We start from the raw sequence: 16,416 nt of genomic DNA on the forward strand, positions 1-16,416 counted from the left end.
TGCGGGCTCCGTCGTCGTCGGTGACCGGGGTCCGGTCGGGTGGGCCGTCGTGCCCGGCCGGGGGACGGCCGGGCACGACGGGGTCAGGTCAGGTCGGGGGCGGTCACGCGCTCGCGCAGGCGGGCCAGCCACCGGGCGCGGGCCAGGCGCGCGTCGCGCGACACGGGCGCGTCGGGCACGAGCCCGTCGAACCCATGGCAGCCGCCGGGCCACACGTGCAGCTCGGCGTCGCCGCCGTCGGCCCACAGCCGCGCGGCGTACGCGACGCACTCGTCGCGGAACGTCTCGGCGGAGCCGACGTCGACGAACGCGGGCGGCAGGCCGCGAAGGTCCGCCGCCCGCGCCGCCGCCGCGTACGCCGGCACGTCCGGGCCGCCGGCCCGGTCGCCGAGGTACGCCGCCCACGCGGTCGCGTTGGCGGTCCGGTCCCAGGAGCCCACGCCGGCCATCTGGTGCCCGGAGGCGGTCTCGTTGCGGTCGTCGAGCATGGGGCAGGCCAGCAGCTGCCCGGCCAGGGCCGGGCCGCCGCGGTCGCGGACCAGCAGCGCGAGGGCCGCCGCGAGGCCGCCGCCGGCGCTGATGCCCTCGACGACGACGCACGCCGGGTCGAGCCCCAGCACGTCGGCGTCGCCGACGAGCCAGGTGAGCGCCGCGTACGCGTCCTCGACGGCCGCGGGGTACGGGTGCTCGGGCGCGAGCCGGTACTCGACGGACGCGACCGCCCAGCCGGGTGCGACCTGCGCGGCCGCGGCCACGTCGTCCGACACCGTGCCCACCACCAGGCCGCCGCCGTGCAGGTGCAGCAGCACGGGCACCGCGTGGTCGACGGGCGGGCGCAGCAGGGCCACGCGCACCGCGCCGCCGTCGGGGCCCGGCGCCTCGTGCCACGTGAGCTCGAGGCCGGCCTCGGCGGCGACGTCGGCGAGCACGGGCGGCTGCGCGCGCTCGCGCAGCGCCGTGATCTCGTCGGGCCGCAGCGTCGTGACCACGTCGGCCGCGCGCGTCGTGAGCGCGTCGGCGATCGCGGGGTCGAACGGCGGCCGTGCGACGGCGACCTGCGTCATCCCTTCAGCGCTCCCTGCATGAGGGCGGACACGAACTGCCGCTGGAACGCGAGGAACACCAGGAGCGTGGGCGTGAGGATCAGCAGGGACCCCGCGCACAGCAGCGGGATGTCGGTGCCCCACTGGCCCTGGAACGCGCCGAGCGCACCGGCCATGGTCCGCTTGGTCGGGTCGTCGACCAGCACGACCGCGAGCAGGAACTGGTTCCACGTCCACAGGAACATGAGGATCCCGAGGGACGACAGCGCGGGCGTCGACAGCGGCAGGTGGATGCGCGCGAAGAGCTTCCACGTGTTGGCGCCGTCGATGCGCGCGGCCTCCGAGAGGTCCTCGGGCATGTTGACGAAGTGCGCGCGCATCCACATGACGGCGAACGGCATGTACAGGCCGATGAGCGGCAGGATGATGGCCCACCGGGTGTTCAGCAGGCCGACGTCGCGCATCTGGTAGTACAGCGGCACGATCACGGCCTGGAACGGCAGCGTCAGGCCGATGACGAACGTCAGGAAGATGACGCGGTGCCCCGGCGGCCGCAGGTGGCCGAGCGAGAACCCGGCGAGCGTCGCGATGAGCAGCGCGACCGGCACGACGCCGACCTCGATGAGCGCGCTCGACCACAGCAGCGCGCCCATGTTGGCGGCCGTGAACGCGTCGACGAAGTTCGACCAGTACGGGGTCTCGGGCAGGGCGAGCCCCGAGGGGTACGTGCCGGGCTTGTGCAGCGCGGTGATGAACAGGCTGACGAACGGCACGATCGTGACGAGCATCAGGATGATGAGCAGGACGCGGCCGAGCCACGTCTCGCGGCGGGAGACGATCACGGGTCAGTCCTCCCGCGTGAGTCGCTGGATGGGCAGGACCACGGCCAGCACGAGGGCCATGAAGACGACGGCGAGCGCCGAGGCCTGGCCGACCTCGCGGCTGAAGAAGCCGAGGTAGTAGATCTCGAGGCCGGGCACGAGCGTGGAGTTCGCCGGGCCGCCCTGCGTCGAGATGTAGACGATGTCGAACGCGGCGAGCGCGGCGATGATCGTGACGGTCACGCACACGCCGATCTCCTGGCGGACGCTCGGCAGCGTGATCGCGAAGAACTCGCGGACCGCGCCGGCGCCGTCGATGCGCGCAGCCTCGTACAGGGACGGGTCGATCTTCGTCATGCCCGCGAGCAGCAGGAGCATGCACAGGCCGAGCGCGACCCACGCGCCGATGACGCCGACGGCGGGGAGCGCGGTGTCGGTGTCGCCGAGCCAGGCGCGCGTCACCGAGCCGAGGCCGATGCCGCGCAGCAGCTCGTTGACCAGGCCGTCGGACGCGAGCAGCCAGGTCCACATGATGCCGGCCGCGACGAGCGGGATGACCTGCGGCAGGAAGAGCACGGTGCGCGACGCGAGGGCGAGCCGGCTCGCCGCGAACTTGCGGATCGTGGCCGCGGTGAGCAGGCCGAGGATCACGGGCACGAAGCTGAAGTAGATGATCAGCTCGAGCGCGTTGAGGATCGAGCCCAGGGTCTCGGAGCTCTGCGTGAGACGGCGGTAGTTGTCGAGCCCGACCCACGTCGAGGCCGTGACGCCGTTCCACTTGTAGAAGGAGTACTGCACCGTCAGCGCGAGGGGGCGCAGCACGAAGGCCGCGTAGAACGCCGCGGCGGGGACCACGAGGCCGAGGGCGACCCAGCCCCGGCGCAGGCGCCGTGCCCGGAGGGCACGGCGCCTGGCCTCGTGGCTGGTCGACGCCGGGGCGGCGACCTCGCGGCGACCGGTGGTGTCGGTCGTCCGCATCTGCATCATCAGCCGCCGATCTCGCTCTCGTAGTCCTTCTGGACGGCCTCGAGCAGGCCCTTGGCGTCCTGCTCACCCGCGACGAGCTTCTGCAGGTTGGGGGTCCAGCTCTTGGCGTAGATGGCGCCGGTGGCGTTCGCGATGAACTCCATCGAGCCGTTGTCCTTGGCGATCGTCGCGCCGGCGGCGAGCGTCTGGGCGGTCACGGAGTCGCCGTCGACCTCGGGCATGAAGGCGTCCGACGGGCCCATGGGGTGCGAGCCGCCGACCTCGACCGCGATGGTGCGGGCCTCGTCGTTGGTCGCGATCCAGTCGAGGAAGAACGCGGCGCACTGCGGGTGCTCGGCCTTGGCGGAGATCCCGTAGGTGAGGGGCGCGGACATCGCGCCGACCTTGCCGCCGGCCTCGGCGGGCGGCACGAGGAAGAAGCCGACCTTGCCGGGCATCTGGGTGTCGAGGTTCCCGGACTCCCAGTCGCCGTTGAAGATGAACAGGCTCTTGCCGTCGATGAAGCGGCTCATCATCATCGAGTAGTCGAGCGAGTTGACGTCGTCGGCGAAGTAGCCGGCCTCGACCCACTTCTGCAGGTGCTCGGCGGCCTTGAGGTTCGACTCGGTGTCGATGCTCGCGCCGGGCTGCTGGAACGTCCAGGCGTTGATCATGCCCGGGTCGCCGTAGGAGGCCATGAGGCCCTGCAGCGGGAACGCGAGTCCGCCGGTGGCGCCGCCGTTGAACTGCGCCATGGGCGTGATGCCGGCGTCCTTGGCCTTCTGCATCCACTCGTCGAGCTCGGCGAGCGTCTCGGGCGGGGTCGTCATCCCGATCTGGGCGGCGAGCTCCTTGTTGTAGAAGACGCCGGTCATCGAGTAGTTGAGGCCCTGGGCGTACAGGGGGCCGTTGCCGCGGCGGCCGTCGGCGTCGACGCGCATCTGCTCGAGCTGCGAGGCGGGCCACTCGTCCCAGCCGAGCGCCGTGGCGGCGTCGTCGAGGTCGTAGAGCAGGCCGTCCTTGGCGAGCTCGGACACCTGCGGCAGGCGCATGAGGTCCGGCGGGTTGTCGGCGAGGACGCGGGGCGCGTTCTGCGTGAGGACGGCGAACTGGTCCTCGCGCACGTCGAACTTCACGTTCGGGTACTGCTTCGAGAACTCGTCGAAGAGCTTGCCCGCGAGGGGGAAGCCGGTCTCGACGTAGGCGCTGAGGGTGACGTCGTCGGTGCCGCACGTCCAGTCGGCCTTGTCGGTGGAGCCGCCCGCGGTGCTGGCGGGCTCGTCGGACGTGCCGCCGCCGGGTGCCGAGCACGCGGTGACGGTGAGGATGCCTGCGAGGCACAGGGACGCAGCGGCGACGGCGCGCCGCGGGTGAGCTGTCGTACGAGACACCGGTGTCTCCTCCTTGAGGGGCCGGGACCCGGGCGGGGGGTCCGTGCTAAATCGGCTTAGCACCACGATGTTCGCTACCGCTCGCCGCCGGTGTCAAGCCGGCGCGGGTCACGGATCGGTCACGCACGGCCGCGGCGCAGGGGACGAGTCGGACAACTGCCCAGGAGACGCCGCCGGGACCGAGGACGGGCCGCGGCGTCGCGCGGCACCCCTAGGATCCTCGGCAGGACCAGGGCCTGGAGGACGACGTGAGCCGCCGACGCGTGACGCTCGCGGACGTCGCACGCACCGCGGGGGTGTCGTCGACGACCGCCTCTCTCGTGCTGTCCGGCCGCGGCTCCGAGCTGCGCATCTCCCCCGCCGTGCAGGACCGCGTGCGCACCGCGTCGAGCGAGCTCGGCTACCGCCCCAACATCGTCTCGATCGGCCTGCGCAAGGGCACGACGCGCACGCTCGGCCTCGTGTCCGACACGGTCGCGACCGGTCAGATGGCCGGCGACATGATCAAGGGCGCCATCGAGGCCGCGCGCGACCTCGGCTTCATGCTGTTCATCGGCGAGACCGAGGGCGACCCCGCGATCGAGAGCGCGCTCATCGACGCGATGCAGGACCGGCAGGTCGACGGCATCATGCTGACCTCGATGTTCACCCGCACCCGGGCCGTGCCCGAGGCGCTCGAGCGCGTGCCCACCGTGCTGCTCAACACGCTGCCCGCGGCCCCCACCCGGGCCCCCGCGGTCGTGCCCGACGAGGTCGCCGCGGGCCGCGCCGCGGCCCGCCTGCTGCTCGACGCCGGCCACCGCGAGATCCACCTCGTCGGCGCCGGACCGGGCCCCGACGACGTGCCGCCCGACACCGTCGCGGGCGTCGAGCGGCTCACCGGCATCCGCGAGGTGCTGTCGGCCGAGGGCCTGGCGCCCGCGTCGGGGCACCTGTGCGACGACTGGGCGCCGCCGCAGGGCTGGGCCGCGACGCACGAGCTGCTGCGCCGCCACCCCCGGCCGCGCGCCGTCATCTGCTTCAACGATCGGCTCGCGTTCGGCACCTACCAGGCGCTGCAGGAGGCCGGCCTGCGGATCCCCGACGACGTGTCGGTCGTGTCGTTCGACAACTACCCCATGGCCGACTGGCTGCGCCCCGGCGTGTCGTCGTTCGCGATCCCGCACGAGCAGCTCGGGCGGCGCGCGGTCGAGCTGCTGATCGCGCGGATCACGGGCGGCGCCCAGGCGTCTGACGACGCCGTCGACGGCGAGGGCACCGTCCACCGGCTCGCGATGCCGCTGCGCGCGCGGGGCTCCGTGGCGCCGGTCTGACGCCACGGAGCCCCGCGGTCACACCCGGGGCTCAGGCCTCCCGCGACGCGCGCACGCGCCGCCGGACGAGGACCGCGCCGAGGCCCGTCGCGGCCAGCGCGAGCGCGAGCAGGGCCGCGAGCGGCGCCGGGCCGGTCACCGCCAGCGCGCCGGACGCGCCCGGCGCGGCCGTGCCGGCCGTGCCGGAGCCGGCCGTGCCGTCGGTGCCACCGGTGCCGCCGTCCGTGCCGCCGTCGGTCCCGCCCGGCGTGCCGGGCTCGGTCGGGACGTCCGGGTCGCGGTCCTGCGCGAGCAGCCACTGCAGCGTCGCCGGGTCCTCGAGGGTCGGCGCCGCGGCGAGGTGGAAGTCCGGCAGCGCGAACGCGTCGTCGCCGTACTCGGTCCACCGCACGAGCTCCGCGACCCGCGCGGCGTCGAGCCCGCGGTCCTCGTACGCCGCGACGAGCGCCTCGTAGGACGCACGGGCGCGCGCGACGGGCAGCAGGTGGTCGTTCGTGCCGTGCGTGATCCACATCGGCACCTCCCCCGCCGCGATGCGCGCGAACTCGTCCTCGTCGCCCGGGAACCCGCCGGTCAGCAGGCCGCCCGCGAACAGGTCGGGCCGCTCCGAGAACATCTCCCACATGAGCTGCGACCCGTACGACACGGACGTCGCGTAGACCCGGTCGCGGTCGACCGCGTGCTGCGCGAGGAACGCCTCGACCAGCTCGACGGTCTGCGCGCCCTCGACCGCCTTGCCGAGCCGCTCGTTCTGCGGCGCGAGCACGATCACGCCCTCGTCCGTCCCGGTCCAGGACTCCTGGTTCCAGGCGACCGCGAGCATGTCGGACGCGAGCTGCACGCCGACGTTCTGGCCGTCGTAGCCCATGCCGTGGCCCGGCAGCGCGACGACGAGCGGGTACGTGCGCGACGGGTCGTAGCCGTCGGGCAGGCGGTACGCGTACCGCACGTCGCCCGTGCTCGACGCGAACGTGTCGAGCACGAACTGGTCGACCTCGCGGTCGATCGAACCGCCCGTGAGCCGGTGCGCCCGCGTCGGGTCGGCCGCCGCGACGAGCGCGCCGTCCGTGCCCGTCACGTCGCCGAGCTGCGTGACCTGCGTGAGCTGGTCGGGGTTGACGCGCACCGAGCACAGGAACGTCGGGCAGCGCGACACGATGACCGTCCAGCCGCCCACCGGGGAGTCCACGAGGTCGAGCACGACGAAGCGGCCCGGGGCCTCGGGCCGGTCGGCGGTCAGCAGCCGCGCGGGGTCGTCGGTGGTCCAGACCGACGCGACCGCGCGGTCCACGAGGTCCGGCAGCGTCTCGATGCCCGCGAACCGGAAGTTGTACCCCGAGTCCTCGACGCGGAAGTCCGCGGGCGTCAGGCCCGACGCGTCGACGTCGGCGCCGTACTCGATCACGACCTGCGTCACCTGCTGGCCGAACGAGCCGACCTCGGTGACCGCGGTGACGCCCAGCACGGGGCTCGGCGCGGGTGCGCGACGCTGCGCCAGCACCCACTGCAGGATCGCCGGGTCGGCGTACGTCGGCATCGTGGCCGCGTGGTGGTCCGGGACGACGAACGCGTCGTCGGCGTACTCGACGTGCCGCACGGTGTCCGCGGCGGTCGCCTCGTCCATGCCCGCGGCGACGTACGCGGCGCGCAGCCGGTCACGGCTCGTGGTCGAGTTCGCGGCCGGGAGCACGGGGTCGCTCGTCGCGTGCGTGAGCTGCACCGGCACGGGCTGCGCGGCGATCGCGGCGGCCTGCTCCTCGGAGACCGGGAAGCCCGAGACGATGAGCGCGGCGTCGAACAGCGTCGGGTCCTGCGCCATGGCCGCCCACGCGAGGGTCGAGCCCCACGAGAACGTCGCGGCGTAGACGCGGTCGGCGTCGACCGCGTGGTCGGCGACGAAGGACCGGACGAGCGCCGTCATGGCGTCCGCCTCGAGCGGGTTGCCGACGCGCTCGTTCTGCGGCGCGAGGACGATGACGTCCTCGTCGACGCCGGTCCACGCGGGCAGGCCCCACGCGGTGACCATGGCGTCCACGGCGAGGTTCACGCGCGGGTTCTCGCCGTCGTAGCCCGAGCCGTAGCCGTGCAGCGCGACGACCAGCGGGTACGTGCGCGCCGGGTCGTAGCCCGCCGGCAGGCGGTACGAGTACGGCAGCGCGTGGCCCTCGTGGTCGTAGACGTCGGACACGTAGCCGTCGACCACCGGGTCGACGGCCGGCGCGGTGACGCGCACGGGCGTCGGGTCAGCCGTGGTGAGCAGCGTGCCGTCGGCGGCGTGCAGGTCGGCGACCTGCGTGACCTGCGTGCGCAGGTCGGTGTTGATCTTCTCGAAGCACAGGCGCGGGCAGGTCGAGCGGATCACGGTGTTGCCGCCGGGGTCCGTCGGGTCGAGCTCGAGGACGACGTAGCGCCCGGGCGTCGACGTGCCCGCGGGCAGCCGGCCGACGGCGTCGTTGGTGTAGGCGCGCGTGATCGTGCGGGGCGCGAGGTCGTCGAGCTCCTCGAGGCCCGCGCTGAAGCGGAAGTCGTACGTGCTGTCCTCGACCACGAACGCGGCGGGCGTGACGTTGGCCGGGTCGACGGCGGCCGCGTACTCGAGAACGACGGCGGCGACCTTCTGACCCGAGGCGTAGACCTCGGTGACGGGCGTGACGGACACGATGCCGTCGGGCGCGGGCTCGGGGGCGGCCGCGGCGGGTGCCGCGGTGGCGAGGGTCGCCGCCGCGAGCGCGGCGAGCGCCGCGAGCGCGGTGGTCCGCCGGCGGTGGTCAGGGGTGCGGCCCCGGCTGAGGGGTCTCCACATGCGATGTCTCCTTCGACACGGTGCGGCGCCCCCCGAGCAGCCCTCGTCGGCTGCTGCCTTCTCGGTCCACGTCGTTGCTAGACCGATTTAGCACCACGCTAGCCAGTGCGCCCGCTGAGGGTCAACTGTGAGCCGGGGCCTCGACGTCAGGCAGCCGCGCGCCGCGCACGCACGCGCAGCACCCACCAGATCGCGCCGCCGAGCGTCATCCCGAACCCGGCCGCCGAGAGCCCGATCACCACGAACACGCCCAGCACGGTCCCCACGACCGACCCGAAGAACGGCCCGAACGGCTTGTCCGCGGCGATCGCGACCCACGCGTCCGACGCGTCCGCGGGCGGCACCGCGACCGTGTACCGCCCCGACTCGGGCGCCGTGAACGCCCCCACCGTCGCGGCCACGCGCCCACCCGCACCGGTCTGCATGCTCACGCCCGGCGACCCGTCGGCCTCGACCACCGCACCCGACGGCGCCATGAGCAGCACGTCCTCCGCGAGCTCGGGGCGCTCGTCGTCGCGCACCGCGTCACGCGGCACCACGAGGTACACCGCGTACCGCTCGCCCGCCGTGAGCACGACCTCCGTCGCACCGGGCGCGTCGGCCGACGCGAGCACCGCCGCCCCCGGCCGACCGTCGTTCGTCAGCACGTCCGAGCGCACCGCGCCGACGAACCCGCCGATCGTCGCCACGAACGCGACCAGCGCGCCCAGCAGCAGCACCACGCCCACGGCCGTGAGCCACACCGGCCCCGTCACCGACGTGCGCCGCGGGCGCGGCGGCGGTCCGGGCCAGGGGCCCGACGCCGGCTGGTCGGGGGCGGGGTACGGTCCGGGCGCGCTGCTCACCCGCCCGACGCTACCGCCGGTGCGTGCACCGCGGCGCGGTCCGACGGTCCCGACGACGCCGCCGTCAGATCGACGCCACCCACAGCCCGTCGCGTGCCCGCGTCATCGCGACGTACAGCTCGCGCAGCCGGAACTCCCGCCGCTCGCGGTCCACGTCGTCCAGGCCGTCGGGCTTGTCGGTGAACCACGACGCGTACGGGTCCACGACCAGCACCTGCTTGAACTCCAGGCCCTTCGCGCGCTTCACGGTGCCGACCTTGACGCGGTTCACGGGCACGCCGTCGTACTGCTCGAGGTTGACCACCGGGACGCCCGCGCGCCGCAGCGCCTCGGTCGCGTCGTCGACGCCGCGCCGCGACAGCGACAGCACGCCCACGTCGCCGAAGCCGGTGCCGACCTCCGCGACGACCTCCTGCACGCGCTGCACCATGCGGCGCTGCCGGTCCGCCTCCCCCGCGCACCGCACGTACAGCGGCTTGGGGCCCGTGCGCGGCACCTGCGCGGGCCGGTCGCCGCGCGCCGTCGCGCCCTCGATGTCCGCGAACTCGTCGTCGCGCACCAGCATCGACGCGAACTGCAGGATCTCCCGCGTGTTGCGGTAGTTGACGTCGAGCACCGTGCCGCGACCCGCGACCGAGATGCCCGCCTCGGCGAGCGTGAACCCGCCCGGGTAGATGGTCTGCTGACCGTCGCCCACGAGCGTCAGCCCGTCGGTCTCGTCCCCCACCAGGCCGTGCAGCATGCGCAGCATCACGCACGTGAGGTCCTGCGCCTCGTCGACGACGACGGCCGTGTACCGCTCGGCGGGCGGGCGACGCCGCAGCTCGGCCTCCGCGAGCGCGATCTGGTCCGCGAAGTCGTGCACGCCGCGGTCGCGCAGCTCGGCGTCGTACGCCTCGTACAGCTGCCAGACGACGCGCCGCTGCTGCAGCCCGAGCCGGTGCCGGCGGCCCAGCCGCGGCAGGTCCGCGTACTGGTCCCAGCGGGTCAGCCCACGGCCCTTGATGACCGAGGCGACCTCCTCGTGCCAGTAGTCCTGCTCGTGGCGGTCGGTGTCGATGATCGACCCGCCCGCGACCCTGCCCCACGCCGCCGTCCACGCCGCCGCGATCTGCTTGCCGTCGATCCGCACGCGCACGCCCGCCTCGTCGAGGATGCGCTTGGCGGTCTCGTGCACGCCCGCGAACTCGACGCGGTCCACCACGTCGGGCGCCAGCCGCGTGAGCATCTGCCGCAGCACGTCGGGCAGCGTCCGGATGTACGTCGTCACCAGGACCTTGCCCTCGCGGGTGCGCGCCAGGTACGCGGCGCGGTGCAGCCCGACGACCGTCTTGCCGGTGCCCGCGGCGCCGCGGATCCGCGCCGGCCCGTTGTACGAGCGGCGCACGACCTTCGCCTGCGCGGGGTGCAGGAACGTCATCCACTCCTCGACGGGCGCCGCGAGCAGCCCCTGCAGCAGGGTGCGGCGGGCCTCCTCGTCGTCGTGCAGCGGCGCCACCCCCGCGGGGCCGCGCGGCGCGGGCACGTCGAAGGGCTCGCCCGCCGCGTCCTCGGGCACGAGCGCGGGGACGACGACGGGCGCGGCGTCCGGCACGCGCGGCGCCGGGAGCACCGGCTCGGGCAGCGTCGTGCTGACGGGGGCGGGCGCACCGACCTGCCCGAACCAGTCGAGGCACCGCGCGAGCACGCGGTCGACCTGCGCGGGTGCGAGCCGCGCACCGCGGCGCGCGACGAGGCCGAGCACGTCGCGCTCGCCGACGACCCGCACGGGCCCGACGCGCTCGTCGACGCCCTGCCGCCCCGCCAGCACCGCGACGGCGTGCACCTCCCCCGGTGCCAGCCCGATCTCGGCCAGCTCGCCCTCGGTGCGGTACGCGAGGTCCGCGAGCGCCATGAGGTCCTCGGTGACGTCCTCCTGCCCGCGCAGGATCCGGTCGCGGTCGATCGTGACGTCCGCCCACGCCTTGGTATCCACGACGAACACGCCGCCGGGGCCGACGACGACCATGTCGACCTGCGCGCGGCGGCTGCCCGGCCAGCGCCGGTCGGCGAGCAGATGGTGGCCCGCGGCCGCGAGCGGTGCGAGCGCACGCGCGGTGCGCTGCTCGGTCGCGGACGCGACGCCGTAGCGCGACGCGGTCGCGCGCGCCTCGACGGCGGCCTTCTCGTGGGCGGCGGCGAGGGCGAGCTGACGCTGCGCCTCGAGCGCCGCGGAGTCCCCTGCGGGCATGGGTCGGTGTCCTCCGGTGTCACCCGACCTATCGGCCGGCCGCGGGCCGACCATGAGCGCCCGACCGGGCGACGTGCACCACGTCAGCGGGGCGGGCGGCCGTCCGGCTCGGGCGGCTCGGGCGCCGTGGGCAGCGCGGTCCCGGGGGGTGCGACGACCTCGGGCACGCCCCGGCGGGGGCGGTCGCCGAGCTGCGGGACGACGCCCAGCGCGGGCACGAGCAGCAGCGCGGGGACGAAGAACGCGGGCCCGAGGCCGAGGAGCTCCGAGAGCAGGCCGATGACGACGGCGCCCACGAGCGCGCCCGCGTAGTTGAACAGGTTGATGCGCGCGACGACCTCGTCGAGCCGGTCCGGCGCGAGCTCGCCGGCCGCGGAGAACGCGAGCGGCACGAGCGTGCCGGCGCCCACCCCCGCGAGCGCGAACCCCGCGACGGCGGCGACGGGGCTCGGCACGAGCGCCACCACGGCGAGCCCGACGGCGGCCACGACGACGGTCGGCATCGCGACCCGCTCGCGCCCGAACCTGCGGACCAGGGGGTCGCCCGCGAGCCGCGTCACGAGCACCGCGCCCTGGTAGGCGGCGTACCCGAGCGGGGCCACCGACGGCGGGGCGTCGAGCCAGTCGTGCAGGTACACGGTGCTCCAGCTCGAGACCGCCGAGTCGACCACGAACGCGACGGCGACCATCGCGCCGAACAGCCAGATGCCGGCGCGCGGCAGCGGCGCACGCGACGGTGCGCCGCTGCCGGACGCGCCTCGGTCCGACGCGCCGCGGTCGGGCGCGACGCGCCCGGCGGTGGTGCGGACCCCCGCGTCGGTGGTCAGCAGCGCGGGGCGCGCGACCAGCGCGACGGCCGCGGCGACGGCGGCGGCGACCAGCAGCGCGACGACCGCACCCGTCGTCGTGCCGAGGCGGGCGAACCCGGACTGCGCGAGCGCCGCCGCGATGGCCGCCGCGGTGAGGCACGCGAACAGCGTCGACATGAGCGGGCGCCCCACGCGCTGCTGGAGCGCGACGCCCTGCATGTTCCCGGACGCGTCGACCATGCCCAGGCCGAGCGCGAACACCACGAACGCACCGACCAGCGGCGTCACCGACGTCGCGGTGGTGACGAGGGCGAGGCCCGCGGCCTGCGCGAGGAGCCCCACGACGACGGCCGCACGCGACGAGCGGCCGCGCGCGATGCGCTCGGCGGTCACCGACCCGGCCGCGGCGAGCAGCGCGCCGAGCAGCAGCACGATCGCGATGGCGCCGTCGTCGATGCCCGTGCGCGCCTTGAGCCCCGGCAGCGCGGTCACCACCGTCGCGTACCCGAAGCCCTGCGCGACGTACGTCGCCGCCACCGCCACGCGCGTACGCGTGCTCGTCCCGTGCGTCATGCGTTGCCCCTCGTCGCGCGTGCTCGACGGCGTGCCCCCTACGGCGTGCCGAGGGCGACCCTACGTCCGGGAGGTGCCCCGCGGGCAGACCTCGAGCCAACTCCGCCGACCCGCCCGACGGGCGGGACAGGGTCCCGCGTCACACCGGAACCGCTCAGGTCCGGCGGCGCGACGGCCGACGTAGAGGGCATGGGTTCGTCGAGGACCGGCGGCGAGCCGGCGCTGCGTGCCGCGCACGCGCAGGTGGCGCGGATCGTGGGCGCCGTGCCGTCGCGCGTCCGCGACGCCGCACCGGCACCCACCGGCACCTCCCCGACGACCGGCGCGTTCCCCACGACCGCGACGCCCACGGCCGCGCTGCGCGCGCTCGAGCCGTACGGCTGGGCGGCGCTGCACGGCGTGCACCACCCGGGCCGCCCGCTGGGGTCGATCGAGCACGTGGTCGTCGGGCCCGGCGGCGTCGTGGTGGTGGACGTGCGGACGTGGCCGGGCCGTCTGCACCTGCACGACGGCGCGCTCCGGCACGACGGCGAGCCCGTGGCCCTCGACCTCGAGCGCGCGCTCGTCGCGGCGGCCGCGGTGACGGCGCTGCTCGCACCCCAGCACCGCTCGGCGGTGCGGGCGGTGGTCTGCGCGCCCGACCGTCACGTGGGGCCGGTCGTCGACGCGTCCGGCGCGACCGTCGTCGGCGTCGACGACCTCGCGGCGCACCTGCGGGCGCTGCCGCCGCGCCTGACGCCCGCCGAGATGGCGGGGCTCCACCAGCTGCTGGACCTGCACCTGGGCGGTGAGCGCTGCCCCGACCAGCTGACGACGTCCGTGCTCGGCACCGACCGGCGGCGGCGTGCGGTGCGCGTGCGGACCGCCGACCACTCGGCGCAGTCGTCGGTGCTGCCGTCGGCTGCGGGGCGCGCCCCGCGGCGACGGACGAGGTCGGCCGCCACGACCCGCGCGGTCGCACGCGCGGCCGCGGTGTGGTGCCTGCCGCTGACCGTCGCGGTCGCCGTCGCGGTGCGGGCGGGTGCGCTGTGACGGGCCGCCCGCCCCGCGGCGGAACCCCGACCCGCTGACCCGCCGCCCTGCCGCGCCGGGCCGGGCCGCCGGACGCCCCGGTGCCCAGGTGCGCGGGCGCCCAGGTGCGCATCGTCCGTGCGTGGCGTTCCGGCCGCTCAGCAGCCGGAACGCCGCACGGGGTCGCCGGGACCGGGGCCGCCGGGGCGGGTGCGACGGGCGGAGCCGCGGGGCCCGTCAGGAACGGACGCGGTCACGCACCCGGCCGGACCGGTCGCCGCGGCGCCGCACGAGGCGGCGCGGGCGCGGCACGACCGTGTCGACGACGGCCGACCCCTCGTGCGGGCCCTCGAGCGCGATCGGCTCGGGGGTCGCCACGACGTCGGACATCGGCCCGATCGGTGCGAGCGCGAGCCGGCGGTGCCACCGCACGTACACGGGCACGAGCACGACCACGGCACCGATCCACGCGAGCGGGTTGCCCCACACGACGCCGTCGAACCCGTACGCCGCACCGAGCACGACGGCCGCACCGACGCGCATGACGAGCTCGATCACGCCGGTGACGGTGGGCACGAACGTGTGGCCGAGGCCCTGCAGGGCGCCGCGCAGCACGAACAGCACGCCGAGCACGGTGTAGAGCGCGCCCGTGACGTGCAGGAAGTGCGCCGCCATCGTCACGACGCGGTCGGCGCCGTCGCCCACGAACAGCTGGACGAGGTGGCTTCCGGCGGTGATGAGCACGGCACCGAGCACGACCGACGCGACGACCGACATCCACGTGGCCTGCACGACGCCGGTGCGGATGCGGTCGGGCCGCCCGCCGCCGAGGTTCTGCGCGACGAACATCGACACCGCGAGGCCGAGCGAGGACAGCAGCGCGACGGCGAGGCCGTCGACGCGCGCGGCCGTGGTGTACGCGGCGACCGCGTCCGGCCCGAGCTCGTTGAGCCGCACCTGCACGGCGAGCGTGCCGATCGCGATGATCGAGGCCTGGAAGCCCATGGGCAGGCCGAGGCGCAGGTGCTGCGCGAGGTCGTCGCGCGTGACGCGCCAGTCCTCGCGGCGCACGTGCAGCACGGGCACGCGGCGCCACACGTAGAGCAGGCAGAGCGCGACGGACGTGCCCTGCGAGACCACCGTCGCGAGCGCCGCGCCGCCGACCCCCGTGCCGAGCCCGGCGACGAGACCGACGACCAGGCCGATGTTGAGCACGCAGCTGATCGTGAGGAAGACGAGCGGCGTGCGGGAGTCGCCGATGGCACGGACGATCGCCGACAGGAAGTTGAAGGACATCATCGTGCTGGCGCCGAGGAAGCTCACGACCGCGAACGTCGTGGCCTGCGGCAGCAGGCTCTCGGGGGTGCGCAGCAGGCGCAGCGCGGGCTCGGCCAGCAGCGGTGCGGCGACGGTCAGCACGAGCGACACGACGGCGGTGAGCACGGCGCCGGACGCGACCGAGCGGCGCACGGCGGCGTGGTCGCCGGCTCCGAACGCCTGCGCGGTGGGGATCGCGAAGCCCGAGGTCATGCCCCAGGCGAACCCGAGCAGCAGGAACAGCAGGCTGCCGGTCGCGCCGACGGCGGCGAGCGCGTCGACGCCGAGCGTGCGGCCGACGACGATCGCGTCGGCGACCTGGTACATCTGCTGGACGACGTTGCCCACGAGGAGCGGGACGGCGAAGAGGGCGATGACGCGCCAGGGGCTGCCGGCGGTCAGGACCTTGGACATGACGGGACTACTTCCGCGCTGGTGGGGACAGGGCCGGCCGCCACCGAGGGCGGCCGTGGAGGGGCGCGGTGGTCGGTCGTGCCGGTCGCGTCAGCACCTCATCGTATCGATACGATCCCGCGTGGCCAGGGGTTAGACGCGCGATGCGGCACCCGTCCGGGCGTCGTCCCCGGCGGCAGGGCAAGCCCGCGTCACGCGCGCACCAACCGCACCCCCGCCACGCGGGGTGCGCACGCCCGGAACGCCCCGAGGCAGCGCTCCCACGGGCCTCCCGACCGCTGCCGACCCGGTCCCGGCCCGCCCTCGGCTTGACCGACGTGATCTGCGTCGCGATGCGCACCGCGCAACGCGACGGCGACCCGACAGGCGCGGTCGGGCGCGCACCGTCCGCGCTCGGCGTCAGGCGAGCACGACCCCGCCCTCGGGCGTGATCGCGTCGGCGTCGGCGTCGTCGAACCAGCGCCCGCGCTCGCCCAGGTACCGGAACCGGACCGTCGTGCCGGTCGGCACCGTCACCGACACGCTGGCGGTGCCGTTGGACCGCCGCCGCAGCGGGTGCGCGCCGGGCGTCCAGTCGTTGAACGTCCCGACCACGCTCACGGGCCCGTCGAGCTCGGCGGCCGGGAGCGCGAACGTCAGCGTGGAGGTGGCGGTACGGGCGGAGCGGGACTTCTTCAGCACGGGCGGGACCACTTTCCCTCGGGCGGCTCGGGCGGCGACGCGGCGCTGCGCACGCGTGCAGCGTGCCGCACGCGTGTGACCGGCACCGCCCCCGCACGTGACCACCGTGTGACGCCCACCCGTCCGCGCCGACCCGACACCCCCGCCGACACCGACACCGCAGGCGCGGGCGGTGCCTGGGTGGGTGGGGCCAGCGGTG

General features: G+C 75.2%; 12 protein-coding genes. 2 read left to right on the forward strand and 10 right to left on the reverse strand.

Annotated features, from left to right (window positions below; translation table 11 throughout):
- Positions 1-83: 83 nt before the first annotated feature.
- From GY42_RS12105 to GY42_RS12120, 4 genes are read right to left on the reverse strand one after another with little or no spacing between them, the layout of a single operon-like run.
- Positions 84-1,064, reverse strand: coding sequence for an alpha/beta hydrolase (locus tag GY42_RS12105; RefSeq protein ID WP_046529515.1), 981 nt, complete (start codon positions 1,062-1,064; stop codon positions 84-86).
- Complete coding sequence (locus GY42_RS12110; RefSeq protein WP_046529516.1) at positions 1,061-1,885, reverse strand: carbohydrate ABC transporter permease; 825 nt, start codon at positions 1,883-1,885, stop codon at positions 1,061-1,063. Before GY42_RS12110 ends, GY42_RS12105 begins: the two co-directional genes overlap by 4 nt.
- A 3-nt stretch (positions 1,886-1,888) precedes the next feature.
- Complete coding sequence (locus GY42_RS12115; protein WP_046529517.1) at positions 1,889-2,851, reverse strand: carbohydrate ABC transporter permease; 963 nt, start codon at positions 2,849-2,851, stop codon at positions 1,889-1,891.
- The gene (locus tag GY42_RS12120; protein WP_046529518.1) at positions 2,851-4,221 is read right to left on the reverse strand and encodes an ABC transporter substrate-binding protein; all 1,371 of its coding nucleotides are present in this window, start codon (positions 4,219-4,221) and stop codon (positions 2,851-2,853) included. The genes GY42_RS12115 and GY42_RS12120 overlap by 1 nt, the downstream gene beginning before the upstream one ends.
- A gap of 248 nt (positions 4,222-4,469) precedes the next feature.
- Here GY42_RS12120 and GY42_RS12125 point away from each other — a divergent pair, with 248 nt between their 5' ends.
- On the forward strand, positions 4,470-5,534 hold the full coding sequence (locus GY42_RS12125) for a LacI family DNA-binding transcriptional regulator (protein ID WP_226238201.1): 1,065 nt from the start codon (positions 4,470-4,472) through the stop codon (positions 5,532-5,534).
- A gap of 31 nt (positions 5,535-5,565) precedes the next feature.
- Here GY42_RS12125 and GY42_RS18290 read toward each other — a convergent pair whose 3' ends face one another.
- The 4 genes from GY42_RS18290 to GY42_RS12145 form a co-directional block, all read right to left on the reverse strand.
- A complete protein-coding gene (locus GY42_RS18290) occupies positions 5,566-8,337 on the reverse strand; it encodes a PHB depolymerase family esterase (RefSeq protein WP_052748363.1) in 2,772 nt (923 codons plus the stop codon).
- A gap of 146 nt (positions 8,338-8,483) precedes the next feature.
- Positions 8,484-9,182 carry a hypothetical protein gene (locus GY42_RS12135; protein ID WP_046529520.1) on the reverse strand — a complete coding sequence of 233 codons (699 nt, stop codon included), beginning with the start codon at positions 9,180-9,182 and terminating at the stop codon, positions 8,484-8,486.
- A gap of 64 nt (positions 9,183-9,246) precedes the next feature.
- Positions 9,247-11,412 carry a UvrD-helicase domain-containing protein gene (locus GY42_RS12140; protein WP_046529521.1) on the reverse strand — a complete coding sequence of 722 codons (2,166 nt, stop codon included), beginning with the start codon at positions 11,410-11,412 and terminating at the stop codon, positions 9,247-9,249.
- Positions 11,413-11,495: 83 nt separating this feature from the next.
- Positions 11,496-12,794: an MFS transporter gene (locus GY42_RS12145; protein ID WP_046529522.1), complete on the reverse strand. Its 1,299-nt coding sequence runs from the start codon at positions 12,792-12,794 to the stop codon at positions 11,496-11,498.
- A 189-nt stretch (positions 12,795-12,983) separates the two neighbouring features.
- Between GY42_RS12145 and GY42_RS18295 the strand changes: the two genes are divergently transcribed.
- Positions 12,984-13,826: an NERD domain-containing protein gene (locus GY42_RS18295; protein ID WP_052748365.1), complete on the forward strand. Its 843-nt coding sequence runs from the start codon at positions 12,984-12,986 to the stop codon at positions 13,824-13,826.
- Positions 13,827-14,042: 216 nt separating this feature from the next.
- Here GY42_RS18295 and GY42_RS12155 read toward each other — a convergent pair whose 3' ends face one another.
- Together GY42_RS12155 and GY42_RS12160 are read right to left on the reverse strand one after the other, a co-directional pair.
- Positions 14,043-15,536, reverse strand: a complete 1,494-nt coding sequence (locus tag GY42_RS12155) for an MATE family efflux transporter (protein ID WP_046529523.1) — start codon at positions 15,534-15,536, stop codon at positions 14,043-14,045.
- A gap of 399 nt (positions 15,537-15,935) precedes the next feature.
- Complete coding sequence (locus GY42_RS12160) at positions 15,936-16,217, reverse strand: isoamylase early set domain-containing protein (protein WP_046530925.1); 282 nt, start codon at positions 16,215-16,217, stop codon at positions 15,936-15,938.
- Positions 16,218-16,416 lie beyond the last annotated feature (199 nt).

This window comes from Cellulomonas sp. FA1 (assembly GCF_000986825.1).
GTDB classification, from domain to species: Bacteria; Actinomycetota; Actinomycetes; order Actinomycetales; family Cellulomonadaceae; genus Cellulomonas; species Cellulomonas iranensis.